This window comes from Curtobacterium sp. 179-B 9B NHS, from assembly GCF_045370965.1.
GTDB lineage: Bacteria > Actinomycetota > Actinomycetes > Actinomycetales > Microbacteriaceae > Curtobacterium.
Window position 1 is genome coordinate 59,493 of record NZ_JBIQDQ010000007.1, and the last position, 22,718, is coordinate 82,210.

The following is a 22,718-nucleotide window of genomic DNA, read 5'->3' on the forward strand; positions in this document are numbered from 1 at the left end:
AGGAGCGTCCGGGACGTCATCCACTTGCACCGCGCTGGTGTACCAGTGCTACGGTGGCAGCGATGTACTCGGCGCTCCTCCTCCTTCGCTGCCGCGACGAGGCCTGACACACGGCCCACCTCGTCGCGGAGTCCGTCGTGGCCCCCCACAGCGCCGATGCCGGCGAGACGACGAAAGCGACGACCATGCAGAACACCCAGCGCCCCTCCGGGATGCCGATCCACAAGTACGTTCCCTTCCACGAGCAGATCCGCGTCGACCTGCCCGACCGCACCTGGCCGACGAAGCGCATCGACCGGGCGCCTCGGTGGTGCGCGGTGGACCTCCGCGACGGCAACCAGGCCCTGATCGACCCGATGGACTCCGAGCGCAAGCGGGCCATGTTCGACCTGCTCGTCCGGATGGGCTACAAGGAGATCGAGGTCGGCTTCCCGAGCGCATCGCAGACCGACTTCGACTTCGTCCGGTCCCTCATCGAGGACGGCGCGATCCCGGACGACGTCACGATCCAGGTGCTGACCCAGGCGCGTGAGCACCTCATCGACCGCACGTACGAGGCGATCGACGGGGCGAAGCAGGCCATCGTGCACCTCTACAACTCGACGTCCATCGTCCAGCGCGAGGTCGTCTTCCGCACCGACGTGCAGGGCGTCGTCGACATCGCCGTCGCGGGCGCCCGGATGTGCAAGGCGGCCGAGGCCCGGTTGCAGCACGGCACGCAGGTGTTCTACGAGTACTCGCCGGAGTCCTACACGGGCACCGAGCTCGAGGTCGCGGCGCAGATCTGCAACGCCGTGCTGGAGGTCTTCGAGCCGACCTCCCACCGCAAGGTGATCATCAACCTCCCGGCGACGGTCGAGATGGCCACGCCCAACGTCTACGCCGACTCGATCGAGTGGATGTCGCGCAACCTCGACCACCGCGAGGACGTCATCCTGTCGCTGCACCCGCACAACGACCGCGGCACCGCCGTCGCCGCCGCCGAGCTCGGCTACATGGCCGGGGCGGACCGCATCGAGGGGTGCTTGTTCGGCAACGGCGAGCGCACCGGCAACGTGGACCTCGTCGCCCTCGGCATGAACCTGTTCACGCAGGGCATCGACCCCGAGGTCGACTTCTCGGACATCGACCAGGTCAAGCGCACCGTCGAGTACTGCAACCAGCTGCCGGTGCCCGAGCGGCAGCCCTGGGCCGGCGACCTGGTCTACACGGCGTTCAGCGGTTCGCACCAGGACGCCATCAACAAGGGCTTCGAGGCGATGCAGGCCAAGGCCTCCGCCGCGGGGAAGTCCGTCGACGACATCGCCTGGGCGGTGCCGTACCTGCCCGTCGACCCGAAGGACATCGGCCGCTCGTACGAGGCCGTCATCCGCGTCAACTCGCAGTCCGGCAAGGGCGGCGTCGCGTACCTGCTCAAGACCGACCACGCGATCGACCTGCCCCGCAAGCTGCAGATCGAGTTCTCCGGCGTGGTGCAGCAGCGCACCGACACCGAGGGCGGCGAGTTCTCGTCCGACCGGATCTGGGACCTGTTCCGCGACGAGTACCTGCCCGCCGAGGACGAGTCGGACAAGTGGGGCCGGTACGAGATCACGAAGACGGCGACGTCGAGCGACTTCGACGGCACCACGGAGCTCCACGTCGCGATGCGTGTCGACGAGGGGTCCGTCGCCGCCGATGCAGTCGGCACCGGTCCGGTCGACGCGTTCCTCACCGTCATGCGGGAGCAGGGCGTCGCGGTCACGCTGTACGACTACTCCGAGCACACGATGAGCGCCTCGGGTGACGCGAAGGCCGCCGCCTACGTCGAGCTCGACGTGGACGGCACCCGGCTGTGGGGCGTCGGGATCGACGCCGACATCGCGACCGCCTCGCTCAAGGCGATCGTCTCCGCGGTGAACCGGGCCGTACGCGCCGGAGCCGCGACCGGGACGCCGGAGCTGGTCACGGCGTAGGACGCCAGCGCTCTCGGGAGGCGCGGTGCGGGTCCGTCCCGCACCGCGCCTCCCGTCTGTGGACGCGACGTCGAGCGGGTGGATCCCGTCACGCTCGGCGTCGTCCGTCGACGGGATCTGCCCGCCGGACGGAACTCACGCGGTGTGTCGTGCCCGCTCGGCGCCGACCGGACAGGACGCCGACGACCGGTCGTCGCGCGGCATCGGCGGTGCCGCGAGCCGGTGGATCCCGTCACGCTCGGCGTCGTCCGTCGACGGCGGTGCCTCGAGCGGGCGGATTCGGTCACGCTCGGCGTCGTCCGGCGACGGCGGTGCGTCGAGCGGGCGGATTCGGTCACGCTCGGCGTCGTCCGGCGACGGGATCTGCCCTCTCGGGAGAACGCGCGCGGCGCGTCCCGCTCGCTCGGCGCTCGCCGCTCCGCGCTCGCCGCTCTTGAGACCGCGCTCCGCGCCGGCCGCGCCGCCGGCACCCGCTGTCGGCGCCGCGGGGGATACTGGGGCAATGCCGCTGTACCGGGACGAGTGCGTCGTGCTGCGCACCCACAAGCTCGGCGAGGCCGACCGCATCGTCACCATGCTGAGCCGGCAGCACGGCAAGATCCGGGCGGTGGCCAAGGGGGTACGGCGCACGGCGTCGAAGTTCGGGTCGCGACTCGAGCCGTTCATGGTCGTCGACGCGCAGTTCTACGAGGGTCGGTCGCTCGACATCGTCACCCAGGCCGAGAGCCTCGGCTCGTACGGCGCCCAGATCGTCACCGACTACGGCGCCTACACGGCGGCCAGCGCCATGGTCGAGACGGCGGACCGGTTGAGCGAGGCGGACGCCGGGCTCCAGCAGTACCTGCTGCTCGTCGGTGCCCTGCGCTCACTGTCCAGGCACGAGCACGTCGTCAGCGCCACGCTCGACTCGTACCTGCTCCGGGCGATGAGCATCGCGGGGTGGGCGCCGTCGTTCGGTGACTGTGCGGTGACGGGGGAGCCCGGGCCGCACACCGCCTTCGTCGTGCAGCTCGGCGGGGTGGTGGCGGACCGTGCAGCGCCGCCCGGGACGCCCCGGCTCGACACCGACACGCTCGGCCTGCTCGGGGCACTGCTCGCCGGGGACTGGTCGACCGTCGACGCCTCCGACGAGCGGACGCGGTCGCGGGCCTCCGGCGTGGTGGCGGCCTACGCCCAGTGGCACCTGGAACGATCGCTCCGGTCACTGCCCCACGTGGACCGCAGTGAACACCCCGCTCCGGTCGCACCGACCCCCGGTGGGGTTCCGGCAGCCGTGGCCGCCACCCCGGCGCCCGCCGTGCCCGTCACGTCCGATCACGAAGGAACACCTGCATGAGCCCACGCCGGTCCGCGTCCGAAGCCGTGTCCGAGGGACTGCGACCCGTCGACTGGACGGGGGAGCAGCCGCCGGCGATCCCGGCGCAGTTCGTCCCGGAGCACGTGGCGATCGTCATGGACGGCAACGGCCGCTGGGCGAACCAGCGCGGCCTGACGCGGGTCGAGGGGCACAAGGCCGGCGAGGCCTCGCTGCTCGACGTCGTCGCCGGCGCGATCCAGATCGGCGTCAAGCACGTGTCGGCGTACGCGTTCTCGACCGAGAACTGGAAGCGGTCGCCGGACGAGGTCCGCTTCCTGATGGGCTTCAACCGCGAGGTCATCCACCGCCGTCGCGACCAGCTGCACGCGTGGGGTGTCCGGGTGCGGTGGGCGGGCCGGCGACCCCGGCTCTGGCGGAGCGTCGTCGACGAGCTGCAGACCGCGGAGCGGATGACCGCCGACAACGACGTCTGCACCCTCACGATGTGCGTCAACTACGGCGGGCGGAACGAGATCGTCGACGCGGTCCGGGGCATGGCCGAGGACGTCGCCGCCGGTCGGATGAAGCCGAGCCAGGTGACGGAGAAGGCCCTGGCGAAGCGGCTCTACGTGCCCGAGCTGCCCGACGTGGACCTGTTCCTGCGGAGCTCGGGCGAGCAGCGGACGTCGAACTTCATGCTGTGGCAGTCCGCGTACGCGGAGATGGTGTTCCTCGACCAGCTCTGGCCGGACTTCCGCCGCACCGACCTGTGGGGAGCGATCGAGGAGTACGCGCGCCGCGACCGACGCTACGGCGGCGCGGTGGACGCACCGACCGCCTGACGGGAGGCCCGTGGCGGCGCCGCCACGGGCCTCCCGTCCGACCCGTGGCCGGCCGGGCGGCCGTCGGTGCCGACGCGAGACCCGTGCCACGGACAGCGCGCCGCGCCTCACGTGAGCAGGTGCGCCACCCCACGGACCGCCTCCAGCGCCGCCCGCACGCTCGGCACGCGGTCCGCGCCGCGGGCGACCACGACCTCGACCCGTCGTGCCAGCGCGTCGTCGGCCGGCGTGACCGCCACACCGGACGGCACGACGGTGGTCGACAGCGCCAGCCGGGGCAGCAGCGCGACGCCGAGTCCGGCCGCGACCAGCCCGACGACCGCCGCGGCGTTGTCGGTCTCGAGCACGATCTCCGGCGTGAACCCGGACGCCGCGCACGACGCGAGCAGGTGCCCGCGGCACCGCGGACAACCGCCGATCCACCGGGCTTCCCGGAACGCGGCGAGGTCGGCTGCCCGGTCCCCGGTCGGCACCGCATCCGCGGCGGTGACGAGCGCGAGCGGATCGCGCCCGAGCACGCGCGTGGTCAGGGTCGGATCGTTCGCGGCGTCGTCCTGCAGTGCGTGCGAGAAGGTCAGGGCGACGTCGACCTCGCCGCGCCGGAGCAGTTCGACGGCCTCGGGCGGCTCGGCCTCGACGTACGACGTCACCACCCCGGGGCTGTCCGTCGCCAGCGCCGCGAGCACCGGGGGCACGAGGGTCGACGACGCGCTCGGGAAGCCGGCGAGCCGCACCCGCCCGCGGGCGAGACCGCCGACCGCGTCGAGGTCCTCGCGTGCTGCGGCCAGGGCCGCCTCGACGTGCAGGGCGTGGTCGGCGAGGACGCGCCCGGACTCCGTCAGGGTCGCGCCGCGGCCGCCGCGGAGCACGAGGTCGTGCCCGAGCCGCTGTTCGGCGCGTGTGAGCAACTGGCTGACGGCGGGCTGGCTGTAGCCGAGCGCCGCGGCCGCACGGCTGATCGACCCGCCGTCACGCACGGCGAGCAGGACCCGGAGCAGCTGCGGTTCGATGGACTCCACAACACGATGTTATGGGTCCCCGAAGAAGCCTGCCCTGGCGTGATGGCGCCGGCCGTCGGAGCCTGGGGGTATGGACTCCTTCGTCGACGGATCGGGCTACCTCGCCGCCTGCACCGCCGGGCTCCCCACGCTCGGCACCCTGGCCGCACAGCGGGCGGACCTCGACGCGTGGTCGCGCGCCGCGACCTCGCCCGCGACGTACGGCGCCCTGGTCGAGGAGGGCCGTGCGCTCTTCGCGGGCATCGTCGGCGTGGACGCCGCACGGGTGGCGACGGGGTCGCAGACCTCGGCGATGGTGGCACTCGTCGCTGCGTCACTGCCGGACGGTGCCGAGGTCGTCGTCCCCGACGGCGACTTCTCGTCGATCGTCTTCCCGTTCCTCGTGCAGGCGCACCGCGGCGTCACGGTCCGCAGTGTCCCGCTCGAGCGACTCGCCGACGCCGTCCGCCCGGGCACCGCGCTCGTCGCCTGGTCCGCCGTGCAGTCCGCCACCGGCGTGGTGACCGACCCCGCCCCGGTCCTCGACGTGGCGCGCGCCGCCGGTGCCCTCACCCTCTGCGACCTCACCCAGGCCGCGGGCGTCCTGCCGGTGTCCGCCGCGCCGTTCGACGTCACGGTCACGCACGCCTACAAGTGGTTGTGCGCACCGCGCGGCGTCGCCTTCGCGACGTTCTCCGATGCGGCGCTGGAGCGCGTCCGCCCCGTGCAGGCCGGCTGGTACGCGGGAGCGGACGTCTGGTCCTCGTGCTACGGCCCGACCATGCAGCTCGCCGACGACGCCCGCCGTTTCGACGTGTCCCCGGCATGGCAGGCGTGGCCGGGGGCGGTCGCCGCCCTGCGACACCTCGCGTCCGTCGACGCCGGTTCGGCCTGGAGGCACGCGACCGGTCGCACGGACCGGCTCGCCGACGCGCTCGAGACGCCCCGGTCCGGTCAGGCGATCACGACCTTCCCCGACCCGGACGGGTCGGCCCTCCGCGCCCTGACCGCGGCGGGGGTCACGGCGAGCGGACGGGCGGGCCGGCTGCGCCTGGCCTTCCACCTGTGGAACGACGACGCCGACGTCGACCGGGTCGTCGCGGTGCTGGGCGCGGTGGAGGGGTTCCGTCCCGCGGGGTGAGCCGGGCCGTCCACGGGTGCGCGACCGGCGTCCGTCGGTCGCCGCGGGGCCGGTACGCTTGCCCGGTACCGTTCCCGCACCGGGCACCCAGTCCGGCGAAATCAGGAGTCCTCTTGGCACCGTCCTCCCGTCTCGACAGCGTCATCGCCCTGGCCAAGGGCCGTGGCTTCGTCTTCCAGTCGGGGGAGATCTACGGCGGATCCCGCTCCGCGTGGGACTACGGGCCCCTCGGCGTCGAGCTGAAGGAGAACATCAAGCGCCAGTGGTGGCAGCGGTTCGTCCGCGGCCGCGGCGACATGGTCGGCCTCGACTCCGCCGTGATCCTGCCCCGCAAGGTGTGGGAGGCCTCGGGTCACGTCGCCACCTTCACCGACCCGCTCGTCGAGTGCCTGCACTGCCACCACCGGTTCCGCGAAGACCACCTGCTCGAGGCGTTCGAGGCGAAGAAGGGTCGAGTGCCCGAGGGCGGCATGGCCGAGGTGCCGTGCCCGAACTGCGGCACCCGCGGTGAGTGGACCGAGCCGCGCGAGTTCTCCGGCATGCTCAAGACCTACCTCGGCCCGGTCGAGTCCGAGGAAGGGCTGAACTTCCTCCGCCCGGAGACGGCGCAGGGCATCTTCGTCGACTTCGCGCAGGTCGTCACGACGAGCCGCATGAAGCCCCCGTTCGGCATCGGCCAGGTCGGCAAGGCGTTCCGCAACGAGATCACGCCCGGCAACTTCATCTTCCGCACGCGCGAGTTCGAGCAGATGGAGATCGAGTACTTCGTGCCGCCGGCCGACGTCGACACCCACTACGAGCAGTGGATCGCCGACGCGGTGGCGTTCTTCACCGACCTCGGCATCGACCCCGAGAACCTGCGACGCTTCGACGTGCCCGACGGCGAGCGCGCGCACTACTCGGACGCCACCGCGGACATCGAGTACCGCTTCGGGTTCGCCGGCTCCGAGTGGGGCGAGCTCATGGGCGTCGCGAACCGCACCGACTTCGACCTGAACAACCACATCGAGTCGTCGGGCAAGGACCTGCGCTTCTTCGACCAGGCCGCGAACGAGAAGTACGTGCCCTACGTCATCGAGCCGTCGTTCGGGCTCACCCGTGCGCTCATGGCGTTCCTGCTCGACGCGTACCACGAGGACGAGGCCCCGAACGCGAAGGGCGGCGTCGACAAGCGCACCGTCCTGCGCCTCGACCCGCGGCTGGCGCCGGTCAAGGCCGCGGTGCTCCCGCTGTCCCGCAACGAGCAGCTGTCGCCGGTGGCGCGCGGGCTCGCCGACGACCTGCGGAAGCACTGGAACGTCGACTTCGACGACGCCGGCGCGATCGGTCGTCGCTACCGTCGCCACGACGAGATCGGCACGCCGTTCTGCATCACGGTCGACTTCGACACGCTCGACGACAAGGCGGTCACGGTGCGTGAGCGCGACACCATGTCGCAGGAGCGCGTCTCGCTCGACCAGCTGCAGGGCTACCTGGCGCAGCGCCTCCTCGGCGCGTAGCGCGCGCGGCTGCTGCGGCAGCACCTGCCGCTGCCGCTGCCGCGGTCAGCGATCGCCGGTGCGACCTGCCGCTGCACAACCGAAAGCACCCCGAACCACGGAATCGCGTTGTTCGGGGTGCCTCTCGTTGTGCACGGCGCACGAGACACGGCGCACGAGACACGGTGCGCGAGGAGCGGGTCGTGACCGCGGGAATGCGCGGGCAGGGGCCGGGCTTGCACCTCGTGTGAACGAGTCTGTGAAGGTCGATGTCTGGTCGGACATCGCATGCCCCTGGTGCTACATCGGCAAGCGGAAGTTCGAGGCCGGCGTCGCCGCGTTCGCCTCCTCGCCCGAGGCCCAGCCGGTCGAGGTCGAGTACCACTCGTTCGAGCTGAGCCCGGACACCCCGGTCGACTTCGAGGGCACCGAGGCCGAGTTCCTCTCGCAGCACAAGGGCCTGCCGGTGCAGCAGGCACAGCAGATGATCGACCAGGTCGCCGGCATCGCCTCGTCCGTCGGGCTGCACTACGACTACGACGCACTGCGCCACACGAACACCGTCAAGGCGCACCAGGTCATCCACCTGGCGAAGCAGCACGGCAAGCAGCTCGAGATGGTCGAGCGCCTCTTCACCGCGTACTTCGAGCGCGGCGAGCACGTCGGACAGGACGAGTCCCTGGCCGACCTCGGCGCCTCGATCGGTCTGGACCGCGACGAGGTCCTGGCGACCCTGCGCGACGACGCCCAGCTCGCCGCCGTCCGGGCCGACCAGGCCCAGGCGCAGGCGTTCGGGATCAACGGCGTCCCGTTCTTCGTCATCGACGGCAAGTACGGCGTCTCCGGCGCACAGGACCCGGCGGCGTTCGAGCAGGTGCTCCGCCAGGTCGTCGCGCTCCGCGACGTGACGCCCGAGGAGCTCGCGGCGCAGCAGCAGCGTGCCGCGGACGACGCGACCGCGGACGCGGAGGCGACCCGGTGACCGGCGTGACGACGACCGGCCCGGTCGAGCCGGGCCTCCAGGCCGACGACCGGGAGGCGCGACCCGCCCTGCTCACGCTCGTCACGCCCGGCGGTGCGCCGGTCTGCGAGGGTGACAGTTGCTTCGTCCCCGGTGCCGAGGGCGACTGGACCGAGGTCCCCGACTGAGCCGTCCGCTAGCGGACGGGCTCCTCATCGGTGATGTCGGCGACGGTCGCGTCGTAGGCGGCGACGAGCGCGTCGCCGTCGACGAAGGCACTCGCGCCGTGCCGGCCGGCACCGAGCGCGATGCGGCGGCCCAGGACGCGTTCGTCGGCGTACACCGGCAGGTCGCCGGTCGCGCCGATCGGCGTGATCGTGCCGCGCTCGTAGCCCGAGGCCTCGAGCGCGGTCGCTGCGTCGGGCATCGACAGCTTGTTGACGCCGACGACGGTGCGGAGCTTCTTCCAGGCGATGCTGCGGCCGCCCGGCACCAGCGCGAGCAGGAAGCCACCGTCGTGACGCTTGACGACGAGCGTCTTCACGATGTCGCTCGGGTCGATGCCGAGCAGGGCGGCGGCACCCTCGAGGGAGTCGGCGGCGGGGCGCTGGACGACGTCCACCGCGAGCCCTCGGGCGGCGGCGTCGGCGTCGAACCGGGCGATCGCGGAGTCGGTCATGTGGAGAACGCTACCGGCGCGGACACGCGTGGGAGAATGGAGCACGTATGACGATCACCGACGCGCCCACCACGGCGCCCCGCACGGCGAAGCCCCTGCGCATCGGCCCCATCGAGGTCGAGGCGCCGGTCGTGCTCGCGCCGATGGCGGGCATCACGAACATGGCCTACCGCCGGCTCTGCCGCGAGTACGGCGCCGGACTGTACGTCTGCGAGATGATCACCTCGCGGGCGCTGGTCGAACGGACTCCGGTGTCGATGCAGCTCATCCAGCACCACGAGTCGGAGACGCCGCGGTCCATCCAGCTGTACGGCGTCGAGCCGAACACCGTGGCCGAGGCGGCGACGATCCTGGTGGGCGAGGACCGCGCCGACCACATCGACCTCAACTTCGGGTGTCCGGTGCCGAAGGTCACGCGGAAGGGCGGGGGAGCGGCCCTGCCGTGGAAGACCGACCTCTTCAAGGACCTCGTCGAGAAGACGGTCAAGGCCGCCGGCGACGTCCCGGTCACGGTGAAGATGCGCAAGGGCATCGACGCCGACCACCTGACCTACCTCGACGCGGCACGCATCGCCCGCGACGCCGGTGTCGCCGCGATCTCGCTGCACGCCCGCACCGCGAACGAGCACTACTCGGGGCAGGCGGACTGGTCCGCGATCGCCACGCTGAAGGAGACGATCACCGACATCCCGGTGCTCGGCAACGGCGACATCTGGTCCGCCGCCGACGCCCTGCGCATGGTCGACGAGACCGGCTGCGACGGTGTCGTGGTCGGCCGCGGCTGCCTGGGTCGGCCGTGGCTGTTCGGCGACCTGGCGGCGGCGTTCCGCGGTGAGGACGTGCGCGCGATGCCCTCGCTCGGCGACGTCGCGACCGCCTTCCGTCGACACACCGAGCTGCTCGTCGAGTTCTTCGGGTCCGAGGACCACGGGTGCCGCGACGCCCGGAAGCACGTCTCCTGGTACTTCAAGGGGTACCCGATCGGCGGCGACGTCCGCTCGGCGCTCTCCATGGCCTCGAGCCTGCAGGAGATCGACGACCTGCTCGGGCAGCTCGACTGGTCCGCGCCGTACCCCGGTGCCGACGTCGAGGGCCCGCGAGGCCGCGCCGGCCACCCGAAGCGCACGGCGCTGCCGGACCGCTGGCTCGAGTCGCGCGACGTGGACGCCGAGTTCCGCAAGGTGCTCGCCGCCGCCGAGCTGCACCACAGCGGCGGATGAGCGCCACCGCTTCGTACGGGCCGGCCGACGCGGAGCGCTGGCTGCCCGAGACCCACGGCAACCGTCGCTCCGACTTCGCCCGGGACCGCGCCCGCCTGCTGCACTCGAGCGCGCTCCGACGCCTCGCCGCGAAGACCCAGGTGCTCAGCCCGACCACCGGACTCGACTTCGCCCGCAACCGCCTGACGCACTCGCTCGAGGTCGCGCAGGTCGGGCGCGAGCTCGCCGACTCCCTCGGGCTCGACCCCGACGTCGTCGACACCGCGTGCCTGGCGCACGACATCGGGCACCCGCCGTTCGGGCACAACGGCGAGACCGCCGTCAACGCCTGGGCGGCGGACATCGGCGGCTTCGAGGGCAACGCCCAGACGCTGCGGTTGCTGACCCGCCTCGAGCCGAAGGTCTACGGCGACGGGCCGGACGACGAGCGTCCGTACGGGCTCAACCTCACCCGGGCCTCGCTCGACGCGAGCTGCAAGTACCCGTGGCCGGCGGCGCAGGGCGTCGCCGAGGCATCGTCGGGGCGCACCAAGTTCGGGTTCTACGACGACGACCACGACGCCTTCGCGTGGCTCCGGCGCGGTGCTCCGCGTCGGCAGCGGTGCATCGAGGCGCAGGTCATGGACCTGTCCGACGACATCGCCTACTCGGTGCACGACTTCGAGGACGCCGTCGTCGCGGGCTTCATCGACGTCGCGGCCCTGGGCGACCGGGTCGGCGAGAACGACATCGTCACCGCGATGCACGCCTGGGTCGGGTCGGACCTCAGCCGTGACGAACTGCTCGAGGCCTTCGACCGGCTCCGGTCGCTGCCGCTGTGGATGACGTCGTACGACGGGTCGCGGCGGGACATGGCGCGGCTCAAGAACCTCACCTCGCAGCTCATCGGACGGTTCGCGCGGACGGCGACGGCGGCGACTCGCGAGTCCTACGCGTCCGGGTCCCTCGTGCGGTTCGCGGCCTCGGTCGTCACCCCGCCGGAGATCATCGGCGAGATCGCGGTGCTGAAGGGCATCGTCGCGGCGTTCGTCATGACGCAGGGCAATCGGCAGCCCGTGTACGAGGACCAGCGTCGCGTGCTCACCGAGTTGCTCGACGCCCTGGCGGCGACGGGCAGTGCGGACCTCGAGCCGGGCTTCGCGGCGGACTGGCGTTCGGCGTCCGACGACGCCGGGCGGCTGCGGGCCGTGGTCGACCAGGTCGCGAGCCTGACGGACCAGGGGGCGCTGGCGTGGCACAAGCGACTCGTGGTGGGGGACCGGGAGACGACGCACATCGCGGTCTGACGCCGGCGCGCGAGACGCCGCCGTGTGGACGGGACGCCGCCGTGAGGGCGAGACGCCGTCGGATCTGGGTCCGGTTCGTCGACCCGGCACCGTCCCGGGCGGACGGCGCCGTCTCGCTGGGACCGGAGTGGCTCCTGCCCGGCCGCCGCGCGTGTCGACGTGCGCACCGACCGAGGTGGGGCGCGTGCTGATCGTGCACCGCGCCTCCCGGCCGTCGTGCTCTCCACAGGCGGACACGGACCGTCCTCCGGCACCGGCCGCACGAACTAGGATCGAGGGGTGGCTGGCAGGATCGCGCGGAACGACATCGACGAGGTCCGCTCGCGTGTCAACATCGCCGACGTCGTCGGCGACCACGTCACGCTGAAGTCGGCGGGCGTCGGCTCGCTGAAGGGTCTCTGCCCGTTCCACGACGAGCGCTCCCCGTCGTTCCACGTGCGGCCGCAGGTCGGCCGGTACCACTGCTTCGGGTGCGGCGAGGACGGCGACGTCTTCGAGTTCATCATCAAGATGGACCACACGACGTTCCAGGAAGCGGTCGAGCGCATGGCCGCGAAGATCGGCTTCACGCTCCACTACGAAGAGGGCGACGGCCCGCGCACCGACTACAACCAGCGCGCGCGGCTGATCGCCGCGAACGAGGCAGCGCTCGAGTTCTACCAGTCGCAGCTCACCTCGGCGGCTGCCGAGCCCGCGCGACGCTTCCTCGGGGAGCGCGGCTTCGACCCCGCGGCAGCGCAGCACTTCGGCGTGGGCTTCGCGCCGCAGTCGTACGACGCCACGCGTGAGCACCTGCGGGGCCGTGGGTTCTCGATGGACGAGATCCTCGCGGCGGGACTCGCCGGACAGGGTGACCGCTCGCCGTACGACCGGTTCCGCGGACGCCTCGTGTGGCCGATCCGTGACGTGACCGGTGCGACGATCGGCTTCGGCGCGCGTCGGCTGCTCGACGACGACAAGGGCCCGAAGTACCTCAACACCCCCGAGACGCCGATCTACCACAAGAGCCAGGTCCTCTACGGGCTCGACCTCGCCCGGAAGGACATCTCCAAGGGCAAGCAGGTCGTGATCGTCGAGGGCTACACCGACGTCATGGCGTGCCACCTCGCCGGTGTGACGACCGCCGTCGCGACGTGCGGCACCTCGTTCGGTGTCGACCACATCAAGGTCCTCCGGCCGATGCTCGGCGACGTCAGCGGTGCCGACCCGAACGCCAACGGCGAGGTGGTCTTCACGTTCGACCCCGACGAGGCCGGGCAGCGTGCCGCCTCGCGGGCGTTCGCCGAGGAGCAGCGCTTCGCCGCGCAGACCTACGTCGCGGTGGCTCCCGGCGGGCTCGACCCGTGCGACCTCCGACTCGCGCGAGGCGACGACGCGATCCGCCGGCTCGTCAGCGCGAAGCGCCCGATGTTCGAGTTCATGATCCGTCGGACGCTCGACGGCCACGACCTCGAGACCGTCGAGGGGCGGGTCAGCGCACTGCGGGCCGCCGCGCCGGTCCTCGCCGGGATCCGCGACCGCTCCCTCACGCAGGGGTACGTCCGCGAACTCGCCGGGTGGCTCGGCATGGACATCCCGGACGTCCGGCGGGCGGTCGACTCGGCGCGTCAGCGCGCGTCCGCAGCGCGCACCGACCGGACGGGAGGCCCGGTGCCGGTCGGTCAGGCCGGTCCCGGTGGCGAGCTGGTCGCCCCGCCCGAGGAGCCCGTGGCCGGTCTGCGGCTGCTGCCGAACGACCCGATCACCCGGATGGAGCGCGACGCCGTGATGGCGATGGTGCAGCAGCCCGGGTACGTGGGCGCACCGCTCATCTGGCTCGCGGCCGGCGCGACGTTCTCGGCGCCGATGCTGTCGGTCGTGCGGGACGCCGTGGTCGCCAACGTCGACTCGATCGGTGCGGGGGACTGGCTCGACCGGTTGCTGCAGGACGTGCCGGCGCCGTTCCGCGGTCTCGTGCAGGAGCTCGCACTCGCGCCGATCCCGGCTCGCACCGACGAGGACCTGGCGCTCTACGCCCGGAGCATCGTCGTGGCACTGGTCGAGCGGGACCTGCTCGCCCGCAAGGCCTCGCTGCTCGGGCAGTTGCAGCGGGCCGACCCGCACGAGCAGTCCGACCGGCGCGCCGAGATCCAGCGCCAGCTCGTCGACATCGACGCGCAGCGGATGCGCCTCCGCGCCGACGCCGAGGCGGCAGCGCAGGGCTGAGCCGTCCCGCGAGGGGCGGCAGCGCGTCGTCGCCCGGCCACTCGTGCTGGCCCGCTCGGTCGCGCGACCACTCGTGCTGGCCCGCACGGTCGCGCGGCGACTCGTGCTGGACCCCAGGGTCGCGCGACCACTCGTGCTGGACCCCAGGGTCACGCGGCCACTCGTGCTGGACCCCAGGGTCGCGCGACCTGCCGCGTGCGGTCGATCTGGTCGCAGGACTCGCCGCCGCGACCCGAACTGAGCGGCAGGTCACGCGACCAGGGCGCGAGCACCATCCGCCGTCGCCGTCGCCGTCGCCGCCGCCGCCGTCGCCGCCGCCGCAGCGGGCAGGTATCGCCGCGTGGATGACGTCGAGCGGGTGGGGATCGGTGCCCGGAGACGCCGAGGGTGACGTACTCCGCCCGCTCGGTGTCCCGCCGTGGCCCGGCCACTCGCACTGGCCGTTCCGGTCGCACGACGTGCCGTGTGCGGTCGTCCTGGTCGCACGACCCGCCGCCGCGGCCCGAACTGAGCGGCAAGTCGTGCCACCAGGAGGCGAGCACCACCGACCGGCGCAGAGCGGGCAGGACGTGCCGCGCGCGTGACGTCGGGTGGGTGGGATGTGTCGGCCGGGGAGGTCGAGCGTGACGGATCTCGCCCGCTCGGCAGCGGGCAGCCGGCAGCGGGCAGCGGGCAGCCGGCCGCAGGCAGCCGCCCGCCCGCCCGGTGGCAGGCAGCGGCCGCCCCCGTCCCCGTTGCACCACGCAACTTTCGTGCGCGACACGCCGCTCGGTGACGCGCGCATCATGCGCCACGCGACGCGGTCGTGCATTACAAGGGTGTAAACAAATGTCCCTCGAATCGTGGACTTCCGTGTCAGGGTGGTACCAATGAGCGTTCCCGGCGGGCCTCACAGTCGATCCACCGCCCTCCGCGGGACCCCTTGCGAACCATCACCGAGAGAGAGAGCGGACATGGCATCCGTATCCAAGTGGGGCAGGCGCGGCATCGCGCTCGGCGCCGGGGCAGCAGCGACGGCGCTGGTGCTGACGGGCTGCGCGAGCAGCAGCGTCTCCGACACCGACCTCAACGGCCTGAGCATCGGCACGACGGACAAGGTCACGTCCCTCGATCCGGCCGGGTCCTACGACAACGGCTCCTTCGCCGTGCAGAACCAGGTGTTCCCGTTCCTGATGAACACCCCCGTCGGCAGCCCCGACGTCAAGCCGGACATCGCCGAGAGCGGCGAGTTCACGAACGACACGACCTACACGGTGAAGCTCAAGAGCGGGCTGAAGTTCGCGAACGGCAACGACCTCACCTCGAGTGACGTCAAGTTCTCGTTCGAGCGCGAGCTGAAGATCAACAACGAGAACGGTCCGCAGTCGCTGCTCGCCAACCTCAAGAGCATCGAGACCCCGGACGACACCACGGTCGTCTTCAACCTCGACCACGCCGACCAGACCTGGCCGCAGGTGCTCTCGAGCCCCGCAGGCCCGATCGTCGACGAGCAGGTCTTCTCGGCGGACGAGCTCACCCCGGCGGCGGACATCGTCAAGGGCAAGGCGTTCGCCGGGCAGTACGAGATCACCTCGTACAAGGAGAACGACACCATCCAGTACTCGGCGAACCCCGAGTACGACGGGCTCCTCGGCAAGGCGAAGACCAAGGAGGTCACCGCCAGCTACTACACCAAGGAGACCGACCTGAAGCTCGCCGTGCAGAAGGGCGACGTCGACGTGGCGTACCGCTCGCTGACGCCGACCGACATCGCCGACCTGCGCAAGGACGACTCCGTCAAGGTCACCGACGGCCCCGGTGGCGAGATCCGCTACCTGGTCTTCAACTTCAACACGCAGCCGTTCGGCGCGAGCCAGTCCGACGCGGACGAGGCGAAGGCCCTCGCCGTGCGCCAGGCCGTGGCCGACGTCGTCGACCGCGAGAAGATCGCGAAGGACGTCTACAACAACACGTACTCGCCGGTCTACTCGATGGTGCCGGACGGCCTGACCGGTGCCGCGAAGCCGTTCGAGGAGCTCTACGGCAACGGCAAGGGCGGCCCCGACGTCGACAAGGCGAAGGAGACGCTGTCGAAGGCCGGTGTCACCGGCAAGGTGCAGCTCGACATCCAGTACGCGCCCGACCACTACGGTTCGACGTCGGACGACGAGTACGCCGAGCTCAAGACGCAGCTCGAGAACTCGGGCCTGTTCTCCGTGAAGATCCAGTCGACGGTCTACACGACCTACGCGCAGGAGCGGACGAAGGACTCCTACCCGGTGTACCAGCTCGGGTGGTTCCCGGACTTCTCGGACGCCGACAACTACCTGTCGCCGTTCTTCACGAAGGACAACTTCGTGCAGAACCACTACGACGACCCGGAGATCCAGAAGCTGATCTCCGAGGAGCAGCAGGAGTCCGACAAGGACAAGCGCGCGCAGCTCATCGAGCAGGCGCAGGAGCGCGAGGCCACGCAGATCTCGACGCTGCCGCTCCTGCAGGGCAAGTCCGTGGCGGTCGCGGGCAAGGACGTCAAGGGCCTGACCCTCGACTCCTCGTACAAGTTCCGCTACGCCACCCTCTCCAAGTAAGACCGGCGTCGGCCCACGGGGGCGTTCCCACGAGGAGCGCCCCCGTGGCCACGTCCCGAACGGCACCGAAAGGCACCCGTCCCCGTGACCCTCAGCACCCCCGAGGCGACACCGGAGCTGGCCACCGACCCCACCAAGCCCCAGGCACAGCGACGTGCCCGTGGGCAGGGCGGCGGGCTCGGTCGGTACATCCTGGTCCGCTTCCTCCTCATCTTCCCGACGGTGTTCATCCTGGTGACGCTCGTCTTCTTCCTGATGCGCGTCATCGGGAACCCGATCACCGCCTCGGTCGGTGGCCGTCTGACGCCCTCGCAGCTCCAGGAACGTCTGCACGCCGCCGGCTACGACCGGCCGGTCATCGTCCAGTACCTCGAGTACCTCGGCGGCATCGTGCGCGGGGACTTCGGCACGACGTCGACCGACAACCGTCCGATCACCGAGGTCATCGTCACGTACGGCGGCGCGACCGCGGAGCTGGTCTTCTACGCGCTCATCGTCGCCCTCGTCCTCGGCATCCCGCTCGGCATGCTCGCGGCGTACGTCCGCGACAAGTGGCCGGACGTGCTGTTCCGAGCGCTCGCGATCCTGACGTACGCGACGCCGGTGTTCTTCGGCGGTCTGCTCCTCAAGCTCGTCTTCTCCGTCTGGCTCGGCTGGCTGCCGCTCGGTGACCGCGCCTCCACCCGGGTGTCGCTCATCCTCGACAACATCCCGGGTGCCACCGGCATCTACCTCATCGACGCACTCCGCACCGGCAACGCGCAGGTGATCGGCGACGTACTGTCGCACGCCGTCCTGCCCGCGCTGACGCTCGGCCTGCTCACCGCCGGCATCTTCCTGCGTCTGGTCCGTGCCAACATGATCGGCTCGCTCGGATCCGAGTACGTCGACGCGGCCCGCTCGCGCGGCGTCCGGGAGGCCCGGCTCGTCCGGACGCACGCCTTCCGTCCGGCGCTGGTCCCGATCATCACCGTGATGGGTCTGCAGATCGCCATGCTGCTCGGTGGGTCGGTGCTCACCGAGACCACGTTCGGCTGGCGCGGGCTCGGTTTCCAGCTCAACCAGTACCTGTCGGCCCGCGACTTCGTCGCGGTCCAGGGCATCGTCGCGATGCTCGCCGTGATCGTCGCCGTGACGAACTTCGTCGTCGACGTCGTCGCGGCGCTGATCGACCCGAGAGTGAGGTTCTAGCGATGGCCGACACCTCGCTCGTCGACCGCCACGAGCCGCTCTGGAAGCGGCTGCCCGTGGTGGTCCAGCTCCGCAGGAGCACCGGCTGGCAGCGCGCCATGCTCATCACCGGCGTGGTCATCTGCGCCCTGTACCTGATCGTCGCCCTCGCCGCGCCGCTCATCGCCCCGTACGGCTTCGGTCAGCTGCAGGGCGCCGACGGCCAGGGCTTCCCGCGCACCGCCCCGCCGAGCGCCGAGCACGTCTGGGGCACCACGGTCGGTGGCTTCGACGTGTTCAGCCGCGTCGTCTTCGGCGCGCGCACCGCGGTGCTCGTCGTCATCGTCGCGGTCGTCGTGTCGATCACGATCGGGGTCATCCTCGGCATGGTGTCGGGGTACGTCGGCGGCTGGCTCGACCGGGTCCTCGTCGTCGTCGCCGACGCGATCTACGCGTTCCCCTCGCTGCTGCTCGCCATCGTCGTGTCGATCGTCATCTCCGGCGGCAACTCGAGCTACACGGGCGGCATCGTCGCGGCGGCGATCTCGATCACCGTCGTCTACGTCCCGCAGTACTTCCGGGTCGTGCGTGCCGAGGCGGTGCGCCTGAAGAACGAGGCGTTCGTCGAGTCCGCGCGGGTCATCGGCACGAACCCGTGGCGCATCATGACCCGCCACGTGCTGCGCAACAGCACCAGGAGCCTGCCGCTCATCCTGACGCTGAACGCCTCCGACGCGATCCTCACCCTGGCCGGCCTCGGCTTCCTCGGGTTCGGCATCGGCCCGACCAGCGGCGCGGAGTGGGGCTACGACCTCAGCCGCGCGCTGTCGGACGTCGCGTCGGGCGTCTGGTGGACCGGTGTGTTCCCCGGCGTCGCGATCGTCGTGCTCGTGCTCGGCGTGACCTTCATCGGCGAGAGCCTCAACGACATCTCGGACCCGCGCCTGCGCGCCCGGAGGAGGCTGAAGCAGCTGGTCTCGCGGAAGCAGGCCGCCAGCACGGAAGGGGCGACGGCATGACCGACGCAGCGAACGACCAGCAGGACCGACCGGTCGCGGTCGTCGACGACCTGACCGTCACCTTCGCGACCGACGGCGGTGCCGTCGACGCGGTCAAGGGCGTCAGTCTCGACGTCCGTCCGGGCGAGGTCCTCGCGCTGGTCGGCGAGTCCGGCTCCGGCAAGTCGGTCACGGCCCGCAGCATGCTGCGGCTGATGCCCGAGACGGCGACGCTCGGTGGTGCGGTGTACCTCGACGGCACCGACGTGGTCAGCGTCGGGTCGGCCAAGCTCCGCGAACTCCGCGGCACGGCCGGTGCGATGGTCTTCCAGGAGCCGTCGACCGCGCTCAACCCGGTCTTCACGGTGGGGTGGCAGATCGCCGAGGGCCTCCGGGCGCACGGCGGCGTCTCGAAGAAGGACGCCCGCGCGAAGGCGATCGACTACCTGCGACGCGTCGGCATCCCCGACCCGGAGACGCGGGTCGACCACTACCCGCACCAGTTCTCCGGCGGGCAGAAGCAGCGCGTTGTCATCGCGAGTGCACTGGCCCTCGAGCCGAGCGTGATCATCGCCGACGAGCCGACCACCGCGCTCGACGTCACCGTGCAGGCCGAGATCCTCGACCTGCTCCGGCGCTGCCGCGACGAGTTCGGCGCCGCCATCGTCATCATCACGCACAACATGGGCGTGGTCGCCGACCTGGCCGACCGGGTCGCCGTCATGTACCAGGGCGAGGTCGTGGAGGAGGCACCGGTCGCGCAGCTCTTCGCGGACCCGCAGGCCGACTACACGAAGCGCCTGCTCGCCGCCGTGCCCCGGCTGGAGGCCTCGACCGGGACGGCCCGCCGAGCGGTGATCGCGACCGACGTCGAGCCCCTCGTCAGCGCGAAGGGGCTCGAGATCGAGTACCCGGGCCGCCTCGGTTCGCCCGCCTTCAGGGCCGTGAAGGGCGTCGACCTCGACGTCCGTCCCGGCGAGGTGCTCGGGCTGGTGGGGGAGTCGGGCTCCGGCAAGACGACGATCGGTCGGGCCATCGCGGGGCTCACCCGCGTCACCGGCGGGTCGCTCGAGGTCCTCGGCACCGAGATGCTCGGGTACCGCGAGCGGGACTTCAAGCGGCACCGCAAGGACATCGGGTTCGTGTTCCAGGACCCGGCGACCTCGTTCAACCCGCTGCTCACGATCGCCGAGTGCGTCGCCGAGCCGCTCGTCGTGCACGGCGAGGTGCGGAACCCCCGAGCCGCCCGCAAGCGCGTCGGCGAGTTGCTCGAGATGGTGCAGCTCCCGGCGTCCTACGGCGACCGGTACCCGCACGAGCTGTCCGGTGGCCAGCGGCAGCGCGCCTCGCTCGCGCGTTCGATCGCACTCCGGCCGAAGCTGCTCATCGCGGACGAACCGACGAGCGCGCTCGACGTGTCGGTGCAGGCCCGCGTGCTGGAGCTCTTCCTCGAGCTGCAGCAGGACCTCGGGTTCGCGTCGCTGTTCATCAGCCACGACCTCGCGGTCGTCGGCGCACTGTCGGACCGCATCGCGGTGCTGTACCGCGGCGACCTGGTGGAGACGGGCACCACCGCCGAGGTCCTCGGTGCGCCGAAGCACCCCTACACGCAGCGGCTGCTCGCGTCGCTGCCCGTGCCGGACCCGGCGGAACAGGCGGAGCGACGGCGTACGCTGGTGGCACTGGAGAACGCCGGGTCCTGACCCGACGCGACCGGCCGGGAGGCACGGCGTTGCGTCGTCGACGCACGCCGCGCCTCCCGGCCGGTCACCTCCGGCGAACCACCGACGACGCGACACCGGTCCGTCGCGCAACCGCCGCCAGGGGGCGGCGCGGAAGGGGACCCATGATCGCGGTGAACGGCCCGGCGGTCGTCGCAGACGACGTCTCGATCGAGTACCGGGGCGTCCGCGGATCGGAGCCGATCCGCGCGGTCGACGGGGTCAGCCTGACCGTCCGCCAGGGCGAGATCCTCGCGCTCATCGGTGAGTCCGGTTCCGGCAAGAGCACCTTCGCCGCCGCGATCGCCGGGCAGCTCGGCGCGACCGGCGAGGGCGAGGGTGCGCACCGGCGACAGATCGTCGGCGGTGAGCTCACCGTGCTCGGTCAGCACGTGCGCGGGCTCCGCCCGTCCTCGCGGAAGGCGCAGCGGCTGACCGGCCGCATCGGGTACCTGCCGCAGGACGGCGCCGACCGGCTGAGCCCCGACCTGACCGTGGGCGAGGCGATCGCCGAACCGATCTACCTGCGCGACCGGCGGTTCGACCGCAAGGAGGCCGGGCTCATGGTCGCGCGACTGGTCGACGCCGTGCACCTGCCCCTCGGCATCATGCGCCTGAACACGTGGGAGCTGTCGAGCGGGCAGCGGCAGCGTGTCGCCCTCGCACGCGCGCTCATCCTCGAGCCGCAGCTCCTCGTCGCCGACGAACCCGCACGCGGCGTCGACGTCCTGGTCCGTCAGTCGGTGCTCGAGGCCCTGACGAACCTGCAGCGCGGTCGGCAGTTCTCGGCCGTCGTGGTGTCGAGCGACCTCCGCGAGGCCCGGGCGCTCGCGGACCGCGTCGGTGTGCTCGCCGAGAGCCGCCTGGTCGGGCTCGGCACCTTCGACGAGGTCCTCGACAACCCCGTCGACCCCTACGTGCAGACGCTCGCCGCGACCGCGTCGCGCCCCGTGAAGCGTCGTCCGACCGCGACCACCGCCCCGCGGCGCTCGTCCGCCCCCCGTCGTCCGGTCGGTGCCGGGGCGGGCACCGCTCCCCGGACCGAGCGTCAGGAGAACGCATGAGCACCACGACCGCACACGACACGGCGAGCAGCCGCGGACACCGCGCGGTCGTCACCGACGCGGGCGCCCCGCTCCCCGTCGACGCACCCACGGCCGGACCGGTCGCGATCCTGCCGACCGCGGCCGACCTGCACGCGGACGCCGTGCGGGCCGCCGGCGGCACGGTCGGCGACCTCGGCGCGGACACGCGGGGGATCGTCTGGCTCGACGCCCGTGACCCCGACGGGCTCGCGGCGGCGTTGGACCAGGGGGCCTCGGTCGGCTGGGTCCAGCTGCCCTTCGCGGGCGTCGACGCCTTCGCCCACCTGATCCAGGAGCACGGGGACCGGGTGCTCTTCACGTCGGCCAAGGGCGCCTACGCGGAACCCGTCGCCGAGCACGCCCTCGCGCTGACGCTCGCGACGCTCCGGGTGCTGCAGAAGCGCGCCCGCGCGACGTCCTGGGCGACCGAGCCGGAGGGCGTGTCGCTCTACGGGCGGAACGTCGTGGTGATCGGCGCGGGCGGGATCGCCCTGGAGTACATCCGGCTCGTCGCCCCGTTCGAGGTCTCCGTGACGGTCGTGCGCCGCTCGGACGACCCGGTACCGGGAGCCGACCGCACGGTCACGACCGACGCCCTGGACGAGGTGCTGCCCGACGCCGACGTGGTCGTGGTCGCGGCAGCCATGACCTCGGGGACGGCGAAGCTGTTCGACGCGCGCCGGTTCGGACTCATGAAGCCCTCGGCGCGTCTCGTGAACATCGCACGCGGGGGACTGGTCGACACCGACGCGCTCGTCGCGGCGCTGCGCGAGGGCACGATCGCCGCCGCCGGCCTCGACGTGACGGACCCGGAGCCCTTGCCCGACGGCCACCCGCTCTGGGACGAGCCGGGTGTGGTCGTCACGCCGCACCAGGCCGACACCCCGGACATGGTCGCGCCGCTGCTGGCCGAGCGCGTCCGGGCGAACACCGCCGCGTTCCTGTCCGGCTCCGGTGACGGGTTCGTCGGCGTCGTGGACCCCGTCGCGGGCTACTGAGCACCGACGGCGCCCGGCCCGGCCGGGGACCTCGACGACGCGGCGCGCCCGGGATGCGCGGCCGATGCGCGGAGCGGGCTCGGGGTGCTGCTATGCTGTTACCCGTTGTTCGCA

18 protein-coding genes are annotated in these 22,718 nt (G+C 71.8%); 16 read left to right on the forward strand and 2 right to left on the reverse strand.

Translation table 11 applies throughout. The features are described 5' to 3' along the window. The first annotated feature begins 185 nt into the window (after positions 1-185). The 3 genes from leuA (at position 186) to ACH0A8_RS08260 (ending at position 4,094) form a co-directional block, all read left to right on the forward strand. A complete protein-coding gene (gene leuA, locus ACH0A8_RS08250; RefSeq protein WP_406906975.1) occupies positions 186-1,955 on the forward strand; it encodes a 2-isopropylmalate synthase in 1,770 nt (589 codons plus the stop codon). A gap of 502 nt (positions 1,956-2,457) precedes the next feature. After that, complete coding sequence (recO, locus tag ACH0A8_RS08255; protein WP_066653894.1) at positions 2,458-3,291, forward strand: DNA repair protein RecO; 834 nt, start codon at positions 2,458-2,460, stop codon at positions 3,289-3,291. Continuing rightward, a complete protein-coding gene (locus ACH0A8_RS08260) occupies positions 3,288-4,094 on the forward strand; it encodes an isoprenyl transferase (protein ID WP_066653897.1) in 807 nt (268 codons plus the stop codon). Before recO ends, ACH0A8_RS08260 begins: the two co-directional genes overlap by 4 nt. Before the next feature lie 107 nt (positions 4,095-4,201). Here the strand turns inward: ACH0A8_RS08260 and ACH0A8_RS08265 are convergent, their stop codons facing one another. Then, positions 4,202-5,113 (reverse strand): LysR family transcriptional regulator, encoded by a 912-nt coding sequence (locus tag ACH0A8_RS08265; protein ID WP_209683006.1) that lies wholly within the window; start codon positions 5,111-5,113, stop codon positions 4,202-4,204. Between the two features lie 70 nt (positions 5,114-5,183). Here ACH0A8_RS08265 and ACH0A8_RS08270 point away from each other — a divergent pair, with 70 nt between their 5' ends. The 4 genes from ACH0A8_RS08270 (at position 5,184) to ACH0A8_RS08285 (ending at position 8,860) form a co-directional block, all read left to right on the forward strand. Continuing rightward, positions 5,184-6,233, forward strand: a complete 1,050-nt coding sequence (locus ACH0A8_RS08270; protein ID WP_406906976.1) for an aminotransferase class V-fold PLP-dependent enzyme — start codon at positions 5,184-5,186, stop codon at positions 6,231-6,233. Between the two features lie 113 nt (positions 6,234-6,346). Then, the gene (locus ACH0A8_RS08275; RefSeq protein ID WP_311205315.1) at positions 6,347-7,732 is read left to right on the forward strand and encodes a glycine--tRNA ligase; all 1,386 of its coding nucleotides are present in this window, start codon (positions 6,347-6,349) and stop codon (positions 7,730-7,732) included. 226 nt (positions 7,733-7,958) lie between these two features. Then, a complete protein-coding gene (locus ACH0A8_RS08280; protein WP_066653907.1) occupies positions 7,959-8,693 on the forward strand; it encodes a DsbA family protein in 735 nt (244 codons plus the stop codon). Continuing rightward, a complete protein-coding gene (locus ACH0A8_RS08285; protein WP_158407743.1) occupies positions 8,690-8,860 on the forward strand; it encodes a hypothetical protein in 171 nt (56 codons plus the stop codon). The genes ACH0A8_RS08280 and ACH0A8_RS08285 overlap by 4 nt, the downstream gene beginning before the upstream one ends. Positions 8,861-8,868: 8 nt before the next feature. Here the strand turns inward: ACH0A8_RS08285 and ACH0A8_RS08290 are convergent, their stop codons facing one another. Further along, positions 8,869-9,351: an aminoacyl-tRNA deacylase gene (locus ACH0A8_RS08290; RefSeq protein WP_066653909.1), complete on the reverse strand. Its 483-nt coding sequence runs from the start codon at positions 9,349-9,351 to the stop codon at positions 8,869-8,871. 47 nt (positions 9,352-9,398) lie between these two features. On the opposite strand from ACH0A8_RS08290, the gene dusB reads away from it, so the two are divergent. From dusB to ACH0A8_RS08335, 9 genes are all read left to right on the forward strand, one after another. Next, positions 9,399-10,571 (forward strand): tRNA dihydrouridine synthase DusB, encoded by a 1,173-nt coding sequence (gene dusB / locus ACH0A8_RS08295; RefSeq protein ID WP_066653911.1) that lies wholly within the window; start codon positions 9,399-9,401, stop codon positions 10,569-10,571. Further along, positions 10,568-11,857, forward strand: a complete 1,290-nt coding sequence (locus ACH0A8_RS08300) for a deoxyguanosinetriphosphate triphosphohydrolase (protein WP_311205316.1) — start codon at positions 10,568-10,570, stop codon at positions 11,855-11,857. The genes dusB and ACH0A8_RS08300 overlap by 4 nt, the downstream gene beginning before the upstream one ends. Positions 11,858-12,136: 279 nt before the next feature. Continuing rightward, positions 12,137-14,062 (forward strand): DNA primase, encoded by a 1,926-nt coding sequence (gene dnaG / locus ACH0A8_RS08305; RefSeq protein WP_209683000.1) that lies wholly within the window; start codon positions 12,137-12,139, stop codon positions 14,060-14,062. A 953-nt stretch (positions 14,063-15,015) separates the two neighbouring features. Then, positions 15,016-16,632 carry an ABC transporter substrate-binding protein gene (locus tag ACH0A8_RS08310; RefSeq protein ID WP_066653919.1) on the forward strand — a complete coding sequence of 539 codons (1,617 nt, stop codon included), beginning with the start codon at positions 15,016-15,018 and terminating at the stop codon, positions 16,630-16,632. 84 nt (positions 16,633-16,716) lie between these two features. Then, positions 16,717-17,823: an ABC transporter permease gene (locus ACH0A8_RS08315; RefSeq protein ID WP_209682997.1), complete on the forward strand. Its 1,107-nt coding sequence runs from the start codon at positions 16,717-16,719 to the stop codon at positions 17,821-17,823. A gap of 2 nt (positions 17,824-17,825) precedes the next feature. Then, on the forward strand, positions 17,826-18,821 hold the full coding sequence (locus ACH0A8_RS08320) for an ABC transporter permease (RefSeq protein WP_066653922.1): 996 nt from the start codon (positions 17,826-17,828) through the stop codon (positions 18,819-18,821). Then, positions 18,818-20,503: an ABC transporter ATP-binding protein gene (locus ACH0A8_RS08325; protein ID WP_251160100.1), complete on the forward strand. Its 1,686-nt coding sequence runs from the start codon at positions 18,818-18,820 to the stop codon at positions 20,501-20,503. The genes ACH0A8_RS08320 and ACH0A8_RS08325 overlap by 4 nt, the downstream gene beginning before the upstream one ends. A gap of 143 nt (positions 20,504-20,646) precedes the next feature. Then, positions 20,647-21,585 (forward strand): ATP-binding cassette domain-containing protein, encoded by a 939-nt coding sequence (locus ACH0A8_RS08330; RefSeq protein ID WP_251154962.1) that lies wholly within the window; start codon positions 20,647-20,649, stop codon positions 21,583-21,585. Continuing rightward, the gene (locus ACH0A8_RS08335; RefSeq protein ID WP_209682991.1) at positions 21,582-22,604 is read left to right on the forward strand and encodes a D-isomer specific 2-hydroxyacid dehydrogenase family protein; all 1,023 of its coding nucleotides are present in this window, start codon (positions 21,582-21,584) and stop codon (positions 22,602-22,604) included. Before ACH0A8_RS08330 ends, ACH0A8_RS08335 begins: the two co-directional genes overlap by 4 nt. Positions 22,605-22,718: the final 114 nt, after the last annotated feature.